The organism is Mesobacillus sp. S13, assembly GCF_020422885.1.
Classification (GTDB): Bacteria; Bacillota; Bacilli; order Bacillales; family Cytobacillaceae; genus Mesobacillus; species Mesobacillus selenatarsenatis_A.
The window spans coordinates 1599266-1618072 of the sequence record NZ_CP084622.1 but is presented as its reverse complement, the minus strand read 5'-3'; the positions used below and the strand labels follow the sequence as shown (position 1 = coordinate 1618072).

The following is an 18807-nucleotide window of genomic DNA, read 5'->3' as shown; positions in this document are numbered from 1 at the left end:
AACACACCATTATTTAGTTTTCCACAGATTCACCATATAAAAACTTTTATTTCTTCATTCTTGCTTAAGAAATGCTGTATCAATGAAAAATAAAAAAAGAGTAATACAATACGCTCATTCGTTTTTTAGTTTACATCACGTTTTTTTGTCCGTCAAATACTATGTTTCATCTTTTTAGATTTTATTTACTATCTTTATGTTATTATCTCAAAAAAGCATCTGTATTACTCGATATATATTACTGTACTATAATAAATTACTTTTAGTTCAAACTGTATTAGTGCTGTTGGACAAGCTGGAAATGGGCAAACAATCCAGTTTTACAGCTGAGATTGAATTATTCAGTAAACCTAATGACTAAAAAAGCAATCAAAAAGCCGCTTTAGGTAAAAGCGGCTGTCCTCTATCATTCTTTTTCGGAACTTACTTCAATTCCAGCATTTTTGTAAAAATCCATTTTTTCTTTATTATACTGGTCAGTCTTATCATTGAATTCTTGATTGTTATTTAAGACCGTCTCATACACTTCATTCACTTTATTGATTTGTTCTTCGAGTTTTTCAAAGCTTAATTCTTTATCTTTGAGCATTTCATAAAGCTCCTTGTCATATTGAAGGCCTTGTTTGTAGTTCTTATAAAGCTTCTCATGGATTGCATATCTTTCCTTCATAGTCGCCTGCAGTTCAGTTGCCTGCTTCTTAAGGTCAGCCTCTTCAATCTCATCTATGATTCCTTCGACATTCCCAAATTCTTTTTCAGATTCATCTATACTTTCTTTTTCCTTCTCAATATGTTCATCACGTTTGTCAGCTATAGCCAATGCCTCATCTGCCAGCTTGACAATTTGATCGTATTCTTTCATTCCTAATGAAATGATCTGCTCGTAAATTTCTTTTTCTTTCTTTTCCAGCTCTACAAGAGGATCCTGCTGGTCTTCAAACCCTTTTTCGATTGAAACAACCTTCTCGAGTGCTTCAAACATTTTTTCCTCCGGTGATTGCTTGTCCAGACACCCTGCTAGACTGAAAACTCCAGCCATCATAATAATAGCTAAACTTATTTTTTTGAATATGGACAAATTAATAACCTCCTCATTGATACCAATTTTACTATAGCGATTACGACGAGATTTGACAACAGATATGAAATTTTGCAGGTAAAATGCTCGGAGTTGAAGTGGCAAATGCTTGTCCTCTCACTATATATATACATACCTCCGGCTGTTTATGCTTTAGGCTTGAGCCTATACCTTAATTTTTCTTTTGCATAGGCTATAGCAATCGACCGATTTACGGGCGAAAAACACATTCGAGGAGGTTTCCTGATGTACGGATACGGATATGGTTGCGGTTATCCAGTTGCAGGAGCAGGCTATGGCAATGGATTCGCTTTGATTGTAGTGTTGTTCATCCTTCTGATCATTGTTGGCTGCGCCTGCTGGAAGTTTTAATTAGAAAAGCGCAAGCGCCTTGGTCAGTCCCGACAAGCGCTGGAGGGTCTGACAGTGAAGTCGTCCTTTGACTTCATTGGCAGGACCAAAATCGAAAAGTATAGCCGACTGTCCAGAAACGCAGAAACTGGAGACTCCGACAAAGAAGCGCTTTTTGCTTCTGTCGGCGGAGTTGAAGTTTCGGAGGTTCTAGGAGGCGACACTAGACAATTCGAAAAGCGGAGGCGACTGCCCAACTCCGACAAGCGCTGGAGCTGGACACTAATCTAAGTGTTAAAAAGCTTCCTAATAAAATTTAAAAGAGAGAGGTTGCACACCTCTCTCTTTTGGATTTTTCTAGTTAACTTTTTAGTGGGCATTTGTTAGACTAACATTATTACATACTAGAGGTGAAGTTTATGTTGACGATGAATGATATCGTCCGTGATGGTCATCCCGTGCTCCGGAAAGTCGCGGAAGAAGTTCCAATGCCTCCTTCTCAGGAAGATAAGGCAGTGCTTGAAAGCCTGATTGAATATGTTAAAAACAGCCAGGATCCTGAAATTGCCCCAAAACATGGACTTCGACCTGGTATCGGCCTTGCGGCTCCACAAATAAATGTATCGAAAAGAATGGTTGCAGTTCATGTTACCGATGAAAAGGATAACTTGATCAGCTATGCCCTTTATAACCCGAAAATCATCAGTCATTCGGTGGAGCGTTCCTACCTTGCAGCCGGTGAAGGATGCCTATCTGTTGATGAGTCCATTCCTGGGTATGTGCCAAGATACGCAAGGGTGACAGTAAAAGGGGTTGACCTTGAAGGAAAAGAAGTCAAGCTGCGCCTAAAAGGGCTGCCTGCGATTGTATTCCAGCATGAAATCGACCATCTGAATGGCATCATGTTTTACGATCATATTAACAAACAAGATCCATTTGCTGATGTTCCTGATGCAAAACCAGTGGAAAGATAAGCTGATCTGATGAATAGCTAAAAAAGCCGAATTCTGAGCGAATTCGGCTTTTTTGTGACTTAAACTGACTGCGTATGATTGGGTGGTTGAAATTAACCGGAACTCATTTCAGACAGATTCCATTCCTTCCACCCTGTCATAATAACCACAGTTTCTTGACAGCTTTTCGCTTGATGGTCTGAAACTGTCATAATTCCGGCTTTATCTTGACAACTTTTCCGGTTTTCCCATTCAACCTGTCACAATTACAAACACTACACACAATCCTCCGGTGTTCTACAAGAAGCCCGATCAATTTAAAAATCAACCCTGAACTAAATCAATTTCAGTTCTTTCAATCCGTGCCAAATTCCGTCGTCATCTACATCCTTCGTAACCATATCCGCTAGTTCTTTTAATTCAGGAACGGCATTACCCATGGCCACGCCATTCGCGACTGTCTTCAGCATTTCAAGGTCATTCAGCCCATCTCCAAAAGCATAGACATCTTCATGCTTGAAACCTAATCGGTCAACCATCTTTTTAATTCCTTCCGCTTTTGACCCTCCCGCAGGCAGGATATCGACAGAATAAGGATGCCATCTAATCAAAGTGAATTCAGGATATGCTTCACGGTAATATTCTTCCTGTCCTTCTTCACAGAACAATAAAGTTTGATAGAGGTCGCGGTCTACATAAAAACGATCATCATGTTCCGGATGGGCAAACTTCAGCCCCCCGAGGCTTGTCTCGATGTAGTCATGCTGCTTCACTGATGATTTCATCGTCATATGATTCATGAAAACGACTGGATGGCCCTTATCAGCTGCTTCCAAATAAAGTTCTTCTATCTTTCCATTGTTTAAAGGGTTCTCGTAAATCGGCTCCCCTTCAAAGACGACATATTGTCCGTTAAAGCTTACAAAAGAGTCAATATCCAGCTCTTTCCTCAAGTATTCGAACATAAATGGAGCTCTCCCCGTTGCAATAGCTACGAAAACCCCATTTTCTTTTAATTTCTCAATGGCCTCTTTTGTAGAGGCTGGCAGGTTTTTATCATGGTCCAATAGTGTGCCGTCGATATCGAAAAATACGATTTTGCTCATGATCTTCTCCTTTGAAGCTTTTTAGAAAGCAAATTACATCATTATTCAAGGCTCGTTCATACACTTAGTTCTTCCCGACAAAGCAAATGTACAAAAGACCTTTTAAAATTATTATGTAAATGGGTAGTCTATCAAATTCACATGTGCGTGTACAGAAATAAGAAATCCAAATCTGTGTCTAAACAATGACAATTTATGTCATTCCATCAATAACCATGAAAAAATTTGCTATTTCATCATATAATATAAACAAAAAGATAGGATTTTGAAAAATAATCTTTGCTAAACTTTTCCTTGTTTACTTTACTTTGGACAAGGATAGTTTAAAATAGGAATTAAGGAGATGATCCACTATGTTAAAGAAGCTAAGAAAGAAGCTTTTAAAACAGTGGAAAGATTTGCTTCGAAAAAAAACAATCGCTTAACTTTTTGAGCCCTTCAAACTTGCGAAGGGCTCCTTCCTTATTGTAAATTGGTTAATAGCGGAAAACATGGCACGATTGATAATAACAATGGTAACATTGTTAATTTTTATATATGGCTAAATTCGTTTATTGTTTTGACAGAGTTATGCTTTACCTGCAAATTAGTACGTCTTCCTTTTGTATATCCCAGGTCGGGAATTGCGTAATCTGCAAAATGTTTCATCGAAAATTGCCTATACAATAGAAAAAGTTAATTTAAGGAGAGAGATTTTTCATGATTTTTAAAGTTTACTTCCAGGAATCCAACAAGCAAGTACCAGTTCGCGAAAAAACACAAACAATTTATGTAAAAGGTGACTCTGAAAGAGATGTACGGACAAAAATAGCTGATCGCCAATATAATATTGAATATGTCGAGGCAGTTGAGGGTAATTATTTTGAGTACGAAAAACAAAAAGAAGACTTTGAAGTATTGGAGATCGAATAATTTATGAAATTTGTTAAAAATGACCAAACGGCCGTATTTGCGCTTGGTGGTTTAGGCGAAATCGGTAAAAACACATACGGAGTGCAGTTCCAGGATGAAATCATCTTGATTGATGCCGGAATCAAATTCCCAGAGGATGAATTACTTGGGATTGATTACGTTATTCCTGACTATTCGTACCTTGTTAAAAATGAAGATAAAATCAAAGGACTTTTCATTACACATGGCCATGAAGACCATATTGGCGGCATCCCCTATTTGCTGAGGGAAATCAACGTACCCATTTATGGCGGGAAGCTTGCGTTAGGCTTGATCAAAAACAAGCTAGAAGAGCACGGTCTATTGCGAAAGGCGAAACTAATCGAAATCAAGGAAGAAGACATCATTAAATTCCGCAAAACTTCGGTCACTTTCTTCAGGACAACTCACAGTATTCCTGATTCATATGGTGTCGTTGTGAAAACGCCTCCTGGGCAAATCGTCCACACCGGTGATTTCAAGTTTGATTTCACACCAGTTGGTGAACCTGCTAATCTGACTAAAATGGCGGAAATCGGCAAAGAGGGCGTCCTCTGCTTACTATCAGACAGCACGAATGCGGAAGTACCGCACTTTACAATGTCTGAACGCCGTGTTGGCGATAGCATTCATGATATCTTCCGAAAAGTGGATGGACGGATTATTTTTGCTACTTTCGCTTCCAATATTCATCGCTTGCAGCAGGTTGTCGAAGCTGCAGTTGCAAATGGAAGAAAAGTCGCTGTTTTTGGCCGAAGCATGGAATCAGCAATCAATATCGGACAAGAACTAGGGTATATTACTGCGCCGAAGGATACATTCATTGAAGCTCAGCAAATTAACAGACTTCCTGCCAACCAGGTGACAATACTTTGTACTGGAAGCCAGGGCGAGCCAATGGCTGCATTATCAAGAATCGCGAACGGAACGCATCGACAAATCCAGATTCAGCCTGGCGATACAGTAGTGTTCTCATCTTCACCTATTCCAGGGAATACAATAAGTGTTAACAGGACGATCAATATGCTGTCCCGAGCAGGTGCCGATGTCATCCACGGTTCCCTAAATGATATCCACACTTCCGGACACGGTGGTCAAGAAGAGCAGAAATTAATGCTTCGCTTGATCAAACCGAAATACTTCATGCCAATCCATGGTGAGTACCGTATGCAGAAAATGCACACAAAACTAGCTACCGATTGTGGAGTGCCTGAAGAAAACTGTTTCATCATGGATAACGGCGAAGTCCTTGCTCTTGGCGACAATGAAGTAAGTGTTGCCGGTAAAATCCCTTCCGGAAATGTATATATTGATGGAAGTGGTGTTGGCGACATCGGGAACATTGTTCTTCGCGACCGACGAATCCTTTCCGAGGAAGGCCTTGTCGTCGTCGTCGTAAGCATCAATATGAAGGAATTTAAGATTGCTGCGGGTCCTGACCTGATTTCGCGCGGATTTGTCTATATGAGAGAATCTGGCGACCTGATCAACGATGCACAAAGCCTGATCAATAAGCACTTAAATAAAGTAATGGAAAGAAAAACAACTCAGTGGTCAGAAATTAAAAACGAAATCACTGATACACTTGCACCTTTCCTTTATGAAAAAACCAAACGCCGCCCAATGATCCTGCCGATCATTATGGAGGTTTAATAGAAAAGCCGTTGCGATCGTGTCGCAACGGCTTTTATTTGCTATCTAATGGCTCTTCATTGTCTCCTCAATAGCCAGCACCTTTTTTCTTAGCTATTGGAATCCACATTATTATTTTGCCCTCGAGAAGCTTTTTTTCTTAAAAAATATATGCCTCCAGCCACTACTGCTCCTACTATTAAGAGGATTGGAAAGTTTCCAATTAGGAATACAATGATCCATGAGCCAGCTGACAGCAAGATATTGATATTATCTGCGAACTGCTTTTTGATTTTCTGCCAGGTGTTCAGGCTGTCATTTTCTATTTTTGGTACAGTCACTTCATTTTCTTGCAGGGTAATGGTCACAGTTGAAAGTGCAGTCTGGTTTTCGAGAAATTTCTTCCTGCCAGCGATTTGTTCAATCTGTTCCTGGACATCTGCCAGGTCAGATGAAATTTTCAAAAGATCCTCGGTTTTCTGTGCCTGCTGCATGAAGTCCAGCAACCTTGCTTCTACTGCCTTCTTCGATTTCAGACGTGATTCAAGGTCTACATACTCCTCAGTAACGTCCTGACCACTTACAGCGCGATGATTAACCTGAACAGATAAACCCTCAGCATCATTCAAGAAGGCATTAAAATGCTCCTGAGGAATCCTGAACGTCATCGTACCGCTTTGCTGTTCTCCATCAAAACGATTGGAATCAGACTGTACAATATACCCCTTATAGGCTTTTGCTTTCTGCTCAAGTAAATTACGTGCTTTTTCAAAGTTCTCCACTCTGATATCCATTTCAGCATTATAGATGACCATCCGCTGGTCAGCACTCTCATTTGCCTCAAGGTCGGCCTTTTGCTCTGCTTTTGATTTTTCTCCAGCAACGGCGTTATCCTCTTCACTTTCTGAAAAAGCAATGTCATCACTTGCATTTTCCATGTCAGCAGAAGAATTCATATCACCTTCAGAACTCATCTTGCTACTATCATCCTGTGACATGCCCCCGCTGCATCCTGCAAGCAAAAGTACAAACAGAATAAGCATAAAACCAATTTTTTTAAACAATGAAAAGGCCCCCTTAAAGCACGTCTATTTATCAATATGACGGTAAATCTGTTAAAAAGTTACAGAATGACGAGAATTCAATTTTTCGTCAGATACAAAAAAAAGCCTTCATAAAGAAGGCTTTCTATACTGCATCAAGCATATTGAATTGTGCTTTAACAAGGTCATGATATTCTCCCTGAAGCTCCATCAATTGATCATGATTGCCTCGTTCAATGATTAGGCCATTCTCTAACACGAAGATATTATCCGCTTCTCTGATGGTCGAAAGTCTGTGGGCAATGATGATCGCCGTTCTGCCGTTCAACAGCGTCTTCAGTGCCTTTTGGATTTTCACTTCTGTTTCAGTATCAATGCTGGCTGTCGCTTCATCCATGATCAGGATTCTTGGATTGGCGAGCAACGCCCTTGCGAAGGAAAGGAGCTGCCTTTCTCCGACTGAAAGGATATTTCCCCTCTCTTCTACTTCTGTTTGATAGCCATTAGGAAGCTTCTTGATGAATTCTGACGCCCCTACAGCTTCGGCGGCAGCTTTTACTTCTTGCTCTGTGGCATCCGGTCTGCCAAAGAGAATATTATCATAAATCGTTCCAGAAAAAATAAACGTATCCTGCAGCACTATGCTGATATGTTTCCTGAGGCTGCCTATTGAAACTTCTTTTAGGTCATGGCCGTCAACCAATACTCTCCCTGAAGTGGGGTCATAAAACCTGCTGATCAAATTAGCGATCGTCGTCTTCCCGGAACCTGTATGACCAACGAGGGCAACCGTTTGGCCAGCCTTCATATCCAAGCTGATTCCTTTTAGAGCAGTCCGCTTGTCATCATAGGAAAAGACCACTTTATCAAATTTAATTTCTCCTCGCATATCCTCTAGATCGATAGCTTGATCTGATTCAGAAACAATTGGTTTTTCATCAAGGAACTCAAAGATCCGTTCCGATGAAGCCATCCCCATCAATAACTGGTTATACACCTGGCCAAGCCTTGAAATTGGTTCCCAGAACATGCCTAGATAAAATGCAAATGAGACGAATACCCCTATTGAGATCGTTCCATTTTGGATCAAGCTTGCTCCATACCAAATCAAGACCGCTGTTCCAAGAGCATTGGTCAGTTCAACCATCGGACGGAACATCGCGTTTTTCTGTGAAGCTGCCTTCCAGCTCTGGAAGGTCTCATTATTGACTCCATCAAAAAAAGCCATGTTTTCTTTTTCCTGAGTAAAAGATTGTGTAACCCTGATTCCCTGGATGCTTTCATTCAAGTGAGAATTCAACTTGGATTGCTTCATACGCACATCCTGCCAGGAGCGTCGGATGTTTTTCCTCAGCTTTGTTGAAATCAAGAACATGATTGGTAAGATGATCATGATTGCCAGTGTAAGCTGTGGACTTAGCGAGAACAAGATAAAGAAGATACCGACTAGTAAAACGATATCCATCAATAAATTGATGACACCGTTAGTGAACAATTCTTGCAGTGAATTAATGTCATTCATGATTCTTACGAGTATGGATCCAGCTGAACGCTGGTCAAAAAAGCGATGCGATAGATTTTGCACATGTGTAAACAAATGCTTGCGCAAATCATAGATGACATTCTGGCCTAATTGATTCATCCAGCGAATTCTGAAAATATTTGCGAAATAGGAAGCTGAATAAAGTCCTGCTATGAGTGCGACCAGCCAGAAAAGCATTGTGGCGTCTTTGTTTTTTACAGCTCTGTCAAGCGTGTAAATCCCAATCAAAATTGGGATCGCCAGCCTTACTGCTGTCGTGATTAGTACCATGGCAATAGATAGCGGCACAAGTGTCTTCTTATATGGAAGCATATATCCAAAAAGTCTTGACATTTGTTTCCAGTTAAAAGGCTTATCAATAACTTGGTCAGTAGAATAATGGAACCTTTTTAAAACCTGAGAGTTTTTATTCTTGCTCAAAACCTTCCCCCCTGTACATTGTAGATAACTGGTGCGATGACCAAAACGGCGAACAGATATCAATCATTTGTTAGTTTTTATTATTTCAGCCAGTTTGCGATACCTTTTGGCGGTCTTTAAACTGGATATCATAGATTTTTTGATAGGTTCCGCCATTTTTGATCAAATGTTCATGGGTTCCTCGCTCAGCAATGGACCCGTTTTCAAGAACAAGAATCTCATCTGCATGCTTTAGGGAAGAAATACGGTGTGCGATGATGAAGGTCGTTCGTCCCTTCATGACTTCCAGCAGCGCTTGTTGAATCTTGAATTCAGTTTCCATATCTACTGCACTTGTGGCATCATCAAGAATCAAAATGCTTGGATTGACACAAATCGCCCTTGCAATCGCAATTCTTTGCTTTTGGCCTCCAGACAGACCCATTCCTCTTTCTCCAAGGATCGTGTCGTAGCCATCAGGAAGCTCCATGATAAAACTATGTGCCTGAGCCCTTTTTGCAGCGGCAATGATTTCCTCCATCGTAGCATCTGGATTGCCATAAGAGATATTGGCTTTGATTGAAGAAGAAAAAAGGAAAGATTCCTGAAGAACAATTCCTATATTGCTGCGAAGCGAACGAATAGAATAATCCTTTATATCCCGGCCATCGATCAGGACCTGACCATCGACCGGCTCATAAAACCTTGTCATCAGCTGGGTAATGCTTGTTTTTCCTGAACCTGTCGAACCGATCAAACCAATAGTCTGCCCAGGTCGTGCTCTAAAGTTGATATCATATAAAGCTTCATTTTCGTCCTCTCCATAACGGAGGGTTACATTATTGAACTCTACATCTCCTGTAAGCTTTTCAATCTGAAGGGCTTCACGTTTCTCTTCAATCTCCTCATCTGCTTCAAGAATTTCCAAAAGTCTTTCTCCTGATGCTTTAGATTGGGAGAATAAGTTCACAACGAATCCCAGGTTCATGATTGGCCACATGATGTACCAAACAAGGCTGTAGAAAGCTACCAGCTCCCCTGGAAGCAAAGAGTCATTCATGACCAGGAAACCGCCATATCCTAACAGCAGGACGACACTTAGATTTCCCAAAAACTCCATTAACGGGAAGTATTTAGCCCAAATTTCTGATGTGAATAAATATTGGTCTTTGTAATTTCCATTAGATGCATTGAATCTGCCAATCTCATAATCTTCACGGGAAAGAGATTTTACCGTGTTGATTCCGCTGATATTCTCCTGGACTTTAGTATTCAGCTTACCGAAAGATTTGCGAATTCCCCTGAATGCCGGGTGGACTGCCCGGTCAAATTTATAGACAACAACCGCCAGGAATGGCAGTGTTGCCAGAGTCACAAAAGTCAATGAGATAGAATAATAGAACATAACTGAAAAACTAATACCAATCAAAAGGACAAAACGGATCAATTCTGAGAAGCCAAAGCTTAGGAAAAAGCGGAAGCCTTCCACATCAGCAGTAAGCCTCGACATTAAATCTCCGGTCTTCGCATTGTCATAGTATCGAAAGGAAAGAAACTGAAGCTTTTCATAAAGAGAGTTTCTTAGCTTATAGACGGAATGGATTCCGAACAAGTCGCCTGTATACTGATAAATGTACGTACAGATTCCTTTCACGGCCATGGATGCCACAAAACCGGCAGCCAGAAGCGGAATCAACTCATAGCGGCCCCCGATGACGGCTTCATCGATGGTAAGCTGCAAGATCATCGGATATACTACTGTGATCGCGGTTACGACCAACATAAATAATATTGACCATATAAAGTAATTTTTAAAAGGCCAATAATACTCCTTCAATTTTTTGAATGTCTCCATTCATTTCCCCCCTTTGGAAAATTAGAGATTCTTTAGGTGTTTTTCTTTCTTCGTAACAGCAGCAATGTCCCCGTTAAACGAAAAGTTATGGAAAAGCTTAGTAAAAACAAAATGCACGTATACATTAATATATCGACTTTCGAAATATTTTTCCAGTACTTTGTTAGAATTTTTTTATTTTTTTGTATATAGGAATTATCTGATATTAACTGATACGAGGAGAATGCGGAGGTGTGAAATGGAAGAAATCAGATTTTAAGCAAACAAATATCCGTTAGAAAAACTCTAACGGACAAATTTGCAAGATGAATGTCCGTTAGAAGTGCTCTATCGGACAAAACTACAATCCTTATGAAGATAAATGTCCGTTAGAAGTGCTCTATCGGACAAAACTACAATCCTTGTGAAGAAAAGTGTCCGTTAGAAGAGCTCTAACGGACATATTTGCAATCCTTTTGAAGATGAATGTCCGTTAGAAGTGCTCTATCGGACAAAACTACAATCCTTATGAAGAAAAGTGTCCGTTAGAAGAGCTCTAACGGACAAACTTGGTATCCTTATGAAGAAAAGTGTCCGTTAGAAGAGCTTTAACGGACAAACTTGGTATCCCTTATGAAGAAAAGTGTCCGTTAGAAGAGCACTAACGGACAAAATCGGAATCTTTATGAAGAAAAATGTCCGTTAGTAAACCCTTATAGAATATTCTACTCTATTCTTCTTCGAGAACCCGGATCACACGCTTTTCCAGCATCTTCAGCCCGCTGCCGCCCGCCTGGAAATGCCTTAACAGGCCGTTTCTGTCAAAGAGATAATAAGCAGGGACATATTGGTTTTCAAAGGCTTCAGTTAATTCAAGGTCATCATCAACGAAGATCGGCTGGGTAATCTGATGTTCTTCTGCAACCTGTTTGATTTCTTCCATATTCTTGTCTTTTTCTGACCGGGGCATATGGACCGACATGACATTCAATTGGCCTTTATACTTGTCACGAAGTTCATTCACCGATGGCATTGCTACCTTGCATAGGTGACAGCTGATTGACCAGAAATGGATCAGTGTCGGTTTTTCACCAACCAGCTGTCCTCTAGTAAACTCGCCATTTACCCATTGAGTGGCTCCAGAAATTTCAGGCATAGGCTGGCGCAATCTCATATCGAACACCTCTTTACCAGAATGTCATTTTCATCGTCCATTAAAAACGGAATGACAAACTCAGTGATTTTAATTACTTTTATACTCAATATAAGTAGTAAGCAGGTTAATTGCAGTCTTAATAGCATCCTCATCCGGATCCAGCTTTGCATGATGAAGTCCATGGTCCGAATTGACACCGAGCCAGAACATGAACCCTGGAATTTCTTTAAGCATATAGCCGAAATCTTCTCCCGTCATTGCTTCGTTACAAACAATCACGTCGATATTCTCTTTTTTCTCGGCAAATGCGATAAAGTCACGTGCTAATTCTTCATTATTATAGACTTGATGGTACATGGCTCCATAGTCGATCGACGTCCTGCATTGATAGCCGACTTCAACTCCCTTGACCAGTGCCTCGATTCTTTCTTTCACTCTAGCCATAGATTCAACAGACAGTGTGCGAATCGTTCCTTCAAGCCTTGATGTTTCTGCGATGATGTTTTGCACGGTGCCTCCAGTGATTTTGCCAATCGTAATGACAGCACTATCGAGTGGATCAACATTTCTAGAAACAACAGACTGAAGCTGATTCACAAGAGCACATGCTGCGACGACCATATCATTCGTCTGATGTGGATAAGCCGCATGCCCGCCTTTTCCCTCAAGGTCAATAAACAATTCGGATGTATTGGCGAAAAGAAGGCCTTCTCGTGTTGCAATCGTCCCTACCGGATATTCAGGAGCAATATGCAGGGCTATGATCATATCAGGCTTCCATTCCTGCATGACCTCAGTCTTAAGCATTGGCTCGGCACCACCTGGCCCTTCCTCTGCAGGCTGGAAAATGAACAGCAAATGGTCATCAATCGGGTGAGCAACGAAATGAGAAATCAATCCAAGAGCTATCGTCATATGAAAGTCATGTCCACATGCATGCATTTGTCCATCATGGAGAGATTGGAATGCCAATCCGGTTGTTTCAGTAATTGGAAGTCCGTCGATGTCTGCTCTGTAACCAATTGTCTTATTGGGATTCATTCCCTTAACCCTGACAAAAATCCCGGTCTTCCATGTCTTAATTTCCAAGCGCTCTTGCGGAAGTGTGCTTAAATAATCAAGGAGATAAGACTGCGTTTTGAACTCCTTGAACCCCAATTCAGGAATTTGATGCAAATCTCTTCTAATTTTAATGAAAGTATTAATATCCATCACGTTCTCTCCCTTACTAAAGAAAGCGCGGACCAATATCCACGCTTTCATTCTCCCTATTAAAGCTGGCGAAGCTCCTGCTTGATTTCAGTTTTTGATTTCGTTTTCTCGTCAATTTCTTTAATGACGCGTGCTGGTGTTCCAGCTACAACTGTGTAAGGAGGCACATCGTCGATTACAATTGCGCCTGCAGCGACTACCGCACCCTTACCTACTGTTACACCCTCAAGGACAACAGCATTTGCGCCGATGACTACATCATCTTCAATAACGACTGGCTTAGCTGAAGGTGGCTCAATGACACCAGCAAGTACAGAACCTGCACCAATGTGGCAGTTCTTGCCGACTGTTGCACGTCCGCCCAGTACAACGTTCATGTCGATCATCGTACCTTCTCCTACTACAGCACCGATATTAATTGATGCACCCATCATGATAACCGCATTGTCGCCGATTTCAACCTGATCCCTGATGATTGCACCTGGTTCAATGCGAGCCTTGATATTCTTCATGTCCAACAATGGAATAGCTGAATTTCTACGGTCATTTTCTACGACATAATCTTCAATTTTAGCCTGGTTCGCTTCGATTGCCGGATTGATTTCAGCCCACTCACCGAAAATAACGCCAGTGTTGCCTGTGAAGAACGTCTTGGCATTCTCGCCAAAGTCGATTCCTTCAAGATCACCTTTAATATATACTTTTACCGGTGTTGCTTTTTTGCTATTTTGAATAAACGAAATAATCTCGTTTGCATCCATCATCTTCATAGTGCTTTACCTCCAAATATGTATGATTTGCCTCATTCCGCTTAGGCGTTGCCCTAATTAATAACTATCAGCTAAAGCAACGACACGAAAAAACGGCCTTTTCTAAAAATTACTTTAACAAACAAAAGTTTTTAAAACAAGAAAAACTATTTATCCGATTCTTTCGTTTCAACTATATGTTCTTTGACGATATCAATGAAGGCCTGGACTTGCTTCAAACGGAAGGCAGATTCATACCCCAGAAGCCAGGTATCCCTTCCCAAAGGTTCATTATTTTCGTCATGAAGCGGAACTTTAAAAATGTCTTTTTCCGCCCCATTCAGGGTTATTGCCGGAAGAATCGCATAGCCAATGCCGTTGAAGGTCATTTGTTTACAGGTTTCAATCTGGTCAACAATGATTGTTCTCTTTGGCGCTGTCTGGAATTGCCTTAACCACCAATCCTGTATCTCCTGGTAGTAATTCGAATCACTTTTAAACTGGATAAACGGCCTGTCTGTATCCAATACTTGTTCAGGACTCGTTATATCCGTATCGACCAAATACAGGCTGTCCTTGAATAAGTGGATTTTGACTCCCTTCCAGTCTGGAGTGCCCCTGATGATCCCGATGTGAACTTGATCTTCATAAAGTGCCTTTGAAATTTCACTGCTCCAGCCAGTCACAAGTGATATTTTTGCCTGTGGGTAACGGTTTACGTATTTCTTCAGGACCTGCGGCAGCCAATTTTGTCCAACAATAGAGGCAACTGCTATCTTAAGGGTTCCATAGACCTCTGAATTTAATGCATGGATGGATTCCCGTGCTTTTTCTTCCCTGGTAATAGTGTCGTTGACAAATTGGATGACAACCTCTCCTGCAGGCGTCAATGTCAATCCTTTCTGGGAGCGGAGGAATAGCTTCGTACCCCAATCTTTCTCGATTGACTGCAGCCTTTGCGACAAAGCGGGCTGTGATACAAATAACCTCTCAGCAGCTTTGCGCATATTCATTTCCTGCGCTAGCACTGATAACAGGTGGAATTCTGAAATAGACGACATAACTTGACCTCTTCATAAGTATTTCTTATATTATAAATGAAATTCTTGCCAATTACATTATATATAAGGACTGTCTTCACATTAGCTGATTGTTTTTCGAACACATAGAATTCACCAAAGAAACCATAAGAAAAACTGCAGATCACTCTGCAGTTTCTTCTTTTTTTGGCAAGAATAGGATGAACAGCAAACTGACGATTGCAAAAATGAATACGACAATGTAAACCGAATGAAGGGCAGTTGTCAATGCATCCTGAAGAATTGTCTTTAATTCCACCGGAAGTTTCATCCGCTCTGATTCATTGAGCAGGACATTCGCTGCATCAATTGAGAGATCCTGACCTTGTGCTCCATTGGTTTTCATGTAGCTTAAGATGCTGCTATTCAGGACGCCTCCAAGCAAGGCAGCTCCCACTGTGTTGCCCAGGTTTCTCATGAACATATTGGCTGCGGTCGCAATCCCTCTTTGCTGCCAGGCAACAGTACTTTGGATTGAAACAATGAATGCCGTACTAGTAAGACCCATCCCGACACCGATAAAAAACGATCCTGCCGCTGCCCATAAAGGTCCAGCTTCAGGTTTCAGGGTGACAAATAAAATACTTCCTAGTATCAATGCTGCACCGCCAAATAAGGAAGTCTTGCGATAGCCGATACTCAAAAGCAGACGCCCGCTGGCAGCCGATGCGATCGGCCATCCTATCGACATCGCCGTCAAGGTGAACCCAGCCACAATCGGTGACCTCTCCATGACTCCCTGGACGAAAGCAGGTAAAAAGCTAGAAATACCAATCAGCATGACACCCGTTGTCAGAGAAGTCATATTGGCAATGAATATCGATCGTTCCCGCCATATATTAAATGGCATCATCGGTTCTTCCGCCCTTTTCTCCTGAAGGATAAAGAGGATCAAGGTCAGGGCACTAAGGCTGATCAGACCTATAGTTTTAGGAGATGTCCACGGCCAATTCGCACCCGCTTCAACCAGGACAATCATCAGCGAACTAATGGCTACAGTAAGGAGAACTGCTCCTGGATAATCAATCTTATGCTTCTTTTTCTCGATATCTTCATGCAGATAAAGCCAAAGGCCTGCGATTGCCAGGATGCCAAGTGGGACATTGATCCAGAAGACATAGCGCCAGCTTGCATATTCCACTAGCAAGCCTCCTAACGCAGGTCCCGATACAGCTGATATGCCCCATACACTGGAGAGATACCCCTGTACCTTCGCACGTTCTTGTTTTGAATAGATATCTCCCACAATGGTTGTAGCAATCGGCATGACTGCACCTGCTCCAAACCCCTGTATGAACCGGTAGAGGATCAGCATTTCCATCGTTTCTGCTGTACCGGATAAAATCGAACCGATCAAAAAGATGATAATACCGAATGTTAAAATTGGTTTCCTTCCAAATAAATCCGATAATTTACCATAGATCAGAACTGTAACTGCGTTCATTAACAAATAGGCAGAGAAGACCCAGCTATATAAGGCAAACCCGCCTAAATCCCCGACGATTGCCGGCATGGCGGTAGAAACAATTGTGCCTTCCACAGCTCCCATAAACATGGCAAGCATGACAGTAGCCAGTACAAAAGAGCGTTTTGTTTCCGTTTTGTTCATTTTTTGTTCAGCTTGTCCCATTTACACACCTCTAAAAGAAAAGCGCAAGCGCCTTGCTCAGCCCAGACAAGAGCTGGAGCTGGCCAGTAATCAAAGTATTGGAGTTATTCTTTCTTATAAAGTAAAAAATTCAGCCCCCGCATCCGGGAGCTGCCGTTTACTCTATTTCTTATTATACCTTTTAACTTGTTTGCTCAATTTCAGCAATACAGTCCGTCTTGTCAGGATACCCTCAAATATACCTGAGTCATCTTCTATGCAGAGAAAGGGGTGATCAACAAGAAGGTCTAATGAGGATATAAGAGTTGAGTGGATGTTGATTCTGGGTATTTTCGTATTCATGGCTTCTTCTACTCGTTTCCTCTCAAGCTGCTCAAACTCGATTCTTTCAAGGCCGAGAATGGAATCCATTATGATTGGTGTACTGATTAAACCCATTAGACGATAATGAGGATCTAGGACGGGAATCGCAGTGTACCCGCTTTTCGTTAGAACAAGCAGTGCATGCTCCAGGCTATTGCCAACTTGGACATGGGCTACACGTTCAGAAGGAATCATCAGGTCTTTAATTGACACTTCCAAAAACTCACCGCTGTAAAGACTAATCATGGCGAAAACTCCCTAAAATGGATTTCTTCTTTCCTTACCATTTTATCACAAAATGGATGAAGAGGCTTTTATTTAGTTTACTGCTAATAAGCGAGGATATAAAAAGGGACCACAAATGGGTCCCATTGTCATGATGGATTACTGAATAAGATCAAAAATCTCGATGGTAATCATATCAATATTGTCGAATTGGTATTTCTTAGGCTTTTCCTTGTCAGTGTATACTTCCAATTCGTATGTTTCCGTTTTTGGATGGTATGTAACCTGGCATTTACGCTCTCCATTCACTTCGAAAAAGCGTTGAGCAGGTTCTCCTCCATTGGACTGCTCTTGCAGATTCTTCAAACGAGTGACTATTCCCTGAAGCTGTGACATTATGCTCCCTCTCCTTTCAAAACAAAAACCAATAACTTATAAATAGATTTTGCAATTGGCCTATTTATATCCATGTAAAATGATTTCAGAATTTTCTATACACAATTCTTTACATGTCAATATTAACAGAATAAAATAATGTCAGACGATGTACAAGTAAAAGCTTTGAGAATTGGAGTGATTTTTTGAAAAAACCTATGCAGCTAACCGAAAATGTCTTTCTAATCGATGATTTTGATCTAAGTATGCCAGAACGCACCGGTACATACGTATTAACAGAGGATAAGGTGACGCTTATCGAAACTTCAGCAAGCCCGTCCATTCCCCACATCCTTGAAGGCTTACAAGCACTGGGGATATCACCTGGTGAAATTTCCTACATCATCGTGACACATATACACCTCGACCATGCAGGCGGTGCCGGCCTGATGGTACAGCATTGCCCGAATGCAAAGGTTATCGTACACCCCAAGGGAGCTAGGCATTTGGCTGACCCTTCAAGATTGATTATGGGAGCTAAAGCTGTTTATGGGGAAAAATTTTCGGAACTTTTTGACCCAATCGTTGCCATTCCCGAAGATCGCCTGATGATTAAAGATGATGGTGAAACACTAAAGTTAAGCGAGAAGCTTACCCTGAAGTTCTTGGACACTCCAGGTCATGCCAACCACCACTTCAGTATCTATCACCCGCTTTCTAACGGAATCTTCTCTGGTGACACCGCCGGCATCTTCTATCCGCAGCTTGACCGTGAAGGCATCGAATTCTACCTGCCTACGACTTCACCTAACCAGTTTGATCCTGAAAAGATGCTGCAATCCATCAGCACCTTTGAAGCACTTGAACTAGAAAGGATTTATTTCGGACATTATGGCATGTCCGAAAATCCAGCTGAGGCATTCAGGCAAGTGGAAAGTTGGCTTGAAGTTTTCATAGAAGAAGCCAAAAATGTTGTCATGGAAGAAAAGCATCCGCAAAAGCAAGTTGAGCAGATTACGCAGAGGCTATATGATAAAATTAAAACCCACCTGTCCCAGCGTGGGTTGCCTGACAAGCATCCAATCTATGAACTGCTATATCTTGATGTCAATGTCAGTGCCATGGGGCTTGCCCATTATTTGAACAAAAATACCGGAGGAACTAAGTAAA

Annotated in this window: 18 protein-coding genes; 6 read left to right on the top strand and 12 right to left on the bottom strand. The window is 41.4% G+C overall.

What is annotated here, in order from left to right; all coding sequences use genetic code 11:
* Positions 1 to 406: 406 nt before the first annotated feature.
* Complete coding sequence (locus tag LGO15_RS08065) at positions 407 to 1078, bottom strand: YkyA family protein (RefSeq protein WP_226087288.1); 672 nt, start codon at positions 1076 to 1078, stop codon at positions 407 to 409.
* 246 nt (positions 1079 to 1324) lie between these two features.
* Between LGO15_RS08065 and LGO15_RS08060 the strand changes: the two genes are divergently transcribed.
* The 3 genes from LGO15_RS08060 (at position 1325) to def (ending at position 2403) form a co-directional block, all read left to right on the top strand.
* The gene (locus LGO15_RS08060; protein ID WP_167831891.1) at positions 1325 to 1450 is read left to right on the top strand and encodes a YjcZ family sporulation protein; all 126 of its coding nucleotides are present in this window, start codon (positions 1325 to 1327) and stop codon (positions 1448 to 1450) included.
* A gap of 54 nt (positions 1451 to 1504) precedes the next feature.
* Positions 1505 to 1720 carry a hypothetical protein gene (locus LGO15_RS08055; RefSeq protein ID WP_226087287.1) on the top strand — a complete coding sequence of 72 codons (216 nt, stop codon included), beginning with the start codon at positions 1505 to 1507 and terminating at the stop codon, positions 1718 to 1720.
* A gap of 128 nt (positions 1721 to 1848) precedes the next feature.
* Positions 1849 to 2403, top strand: a complete 555-nt coding sequence (gene def, locus LGO15_RS08050; RefSeq protein WP_226087286.1) for a peptide deformylase — start codon at positions 1849 to 1851, stop codon at positions 2401 to 2403.
* 314 nt (positions 2404 to 2717) lie between these two features.
* On the opposite strand, the gene LGO15_RS08045 is transcribed toward def, so the two are convergent.
* A complete protein-coding gene (locus tag LGO15_RS08045) occupies positions 2718 to 3488 on the bottom strand; it encodes a Cof-type HAD-IIB family hydrolase (protein WP_167831893.1) in 771 nt (256 codons plus the stop codon).
* Positions 3489 to 4187: 699 nt separating this feature from the next.
* Here LGO15_RS08045 and LGO15_RS08040 point away from each other — a divergent pair.
* A complete protein-coding gene (locus LGO15_RS08040) occupies positions 4188 to 4400 on the top strand; it encodes a DNA-dependent RNA polymerase subunit epsilon (protein ID WP_102262041.1) in 213 nt (70 codons plus the stop codon).
* 3 nt (positions 4401 to 4403) lie between these two features.
* On the top strand, positions 4404 to 6071 hold the full coding sequence (gene rnjA / locus LGO15_RS08035) for a ribonuclease J1 (RefSeq protein WP_167831894.1): 1668 nt from the start codon (positions 4404 to 4406) through the stop codon (positions 6069 to 6071).
* Positions 6072 to 6160: 89 nt separating this feature from the next.
* Here rnjA and LGO15_RS08030 read toward each other — a convergent pair whose 3' ends face one another.
* From LGO15_RS08030 to LGO15_RS07980, 10 genes are all read right to left on the bottom strand, one after another.
* Positions 6161 to 7114, bottom strand: a complete 954-nt coding sequence (locus tag LGO15_RS08030; protein ID WP_226087285.1) for a DUF4349 domain-containing protein — start codon at positions 7112 to 7114, stop codon at positions 6161 to 6163.
* Positions 7115 to 7238: 124 nt separating this feature from the next.
* Positions 7239 to 9056, bottom strand: a complete 1818-nt coding sequence (locus LGO15_RS08025; RefSeq protein WP_264163917.1) for an ABC transporter ATP-binding protein — start codon at positions 9054 to 9056, stop codon at positions 7239 to 7241.
* A gap of 85 nt (positions 9057 to 9141) precedes the next feature.
* On the bottom strand, positions 9142 to 10890 hold the full coding sequence (locus tag LGO15_RS08015; RefSeq protein WP_167831896.1) for an ABC transporter ATP-binding protein: 1749 nt from the start codon (positions 10888 to 10890) through the stop codon (positions 9142 to 9144).
* Positions 10891 to 11599: 709 nt separating this feature from the next.
* The gene (locus LGO15_RS08010; protein ID WP_167831897.1) at positions 11600 to 12043 is read right to left on the bottom strand and encodes a TlpA family protein disulfide reductase; all 444 of its coding nucleotides are present in this window, start codon (positions 12041 to 12043) and stop codon (positions 11600 to 11602) included.
* A gap of 69 nt (positions 12044 to 12112) precedes the next feature.
* On the bottom strand, positions 12113 to 13237 hold the full coding sequence (locus LGO15_RS08005) for an N-acetyldiaminopimelate deacetylase (RefSeq protein ID WP_226087284.1): 1125 nt from the start codon (positions 13235 to 13237) through the stop codon (positions 12113 to 12115).
* A 59-nt stretch (positions 13238 to 13296) separates the two neighbouring features.
* Positions 13297 to 14007: a 2,3,4,5-tetrahydropyridine-2,6-dicarboxylate N-acetyltransferase gene (gene dapD, locus LGO15_RS08000; RefSeq protein ID WP_167831899.1), complete on the bottom strand. Its 711-nt coding sequence runs from the start codon at positions 14005 to 14007 to the stop codon at positions 13297 to 13299.
* Positions 14008 to 14153: 146 nt separating this feature from the next.
* Positions 14154 to 15047: a transcriptional regulator CcpC gene (locus LGO15_RS07995; RefSeq protein WP_167831900.1), complete on the bottom strand. Its 894-nt coding sequence runs from the start codon at positions 15045 to 15047 to the stop codon at positions 14154 to 14156.
* Positions 15048 to 15189: 142 nt separating this feature from the next.
* Positions 15190 to 16695, bottom strand: coding sequence for an MDR family MFS transporter (locus LGO15_RS07990; RefSeq protein WP_226087283.1), 1506 nt, complete (start codon positions 16693 to 16695; stop codon positions 15190 to 15192).
* 141 nt (positions 16696 to 16836) lie between these two features.
* A complete protein-coding gene (gene cbpB, locus LGO15_RS07985) occupies positions 16837 to 17283 on the bottom strand; it encodes a cyclic-di-AMP-binding protein CbpB (RefSeq protein ID WP_167831902.1) in 447 nt (148 codons plus the stop codon).
* Positions 17284 to 17421: 138 nt separating this feature from the next.
* The gene (locus LGO15_RS07980) at positions 17422 to 17658 is read right to left on the bottom strand and encodes a YkuJ family protein (protein WP_041965604.1); all 237 of its coding nucleotides are present in this window, start codon (positions 17656 to 17658) and stop codon (positions 17422 to 17424) included.
* A gap of 185 nt (positions 17659 to 17843) precedes the next feature.
* On the opposite strand from LGO15_RS07980, the gene LGO15_RS07975 reads away from it, so the two are divergent.
* The gene (locus LGO15_RS07975) at positions 17844 to 18806 is read left to right on the top strand and encodes an MBL fold metallo-hydrolase (protein WP_167831903.1); all 963 of its coding nucleotides are present in this window, start codon (positions 17844 to 17846) and stop codon (positions 18804 to 18806) included.
* Position 18807 lies beyond the last annotated feature (1 nt).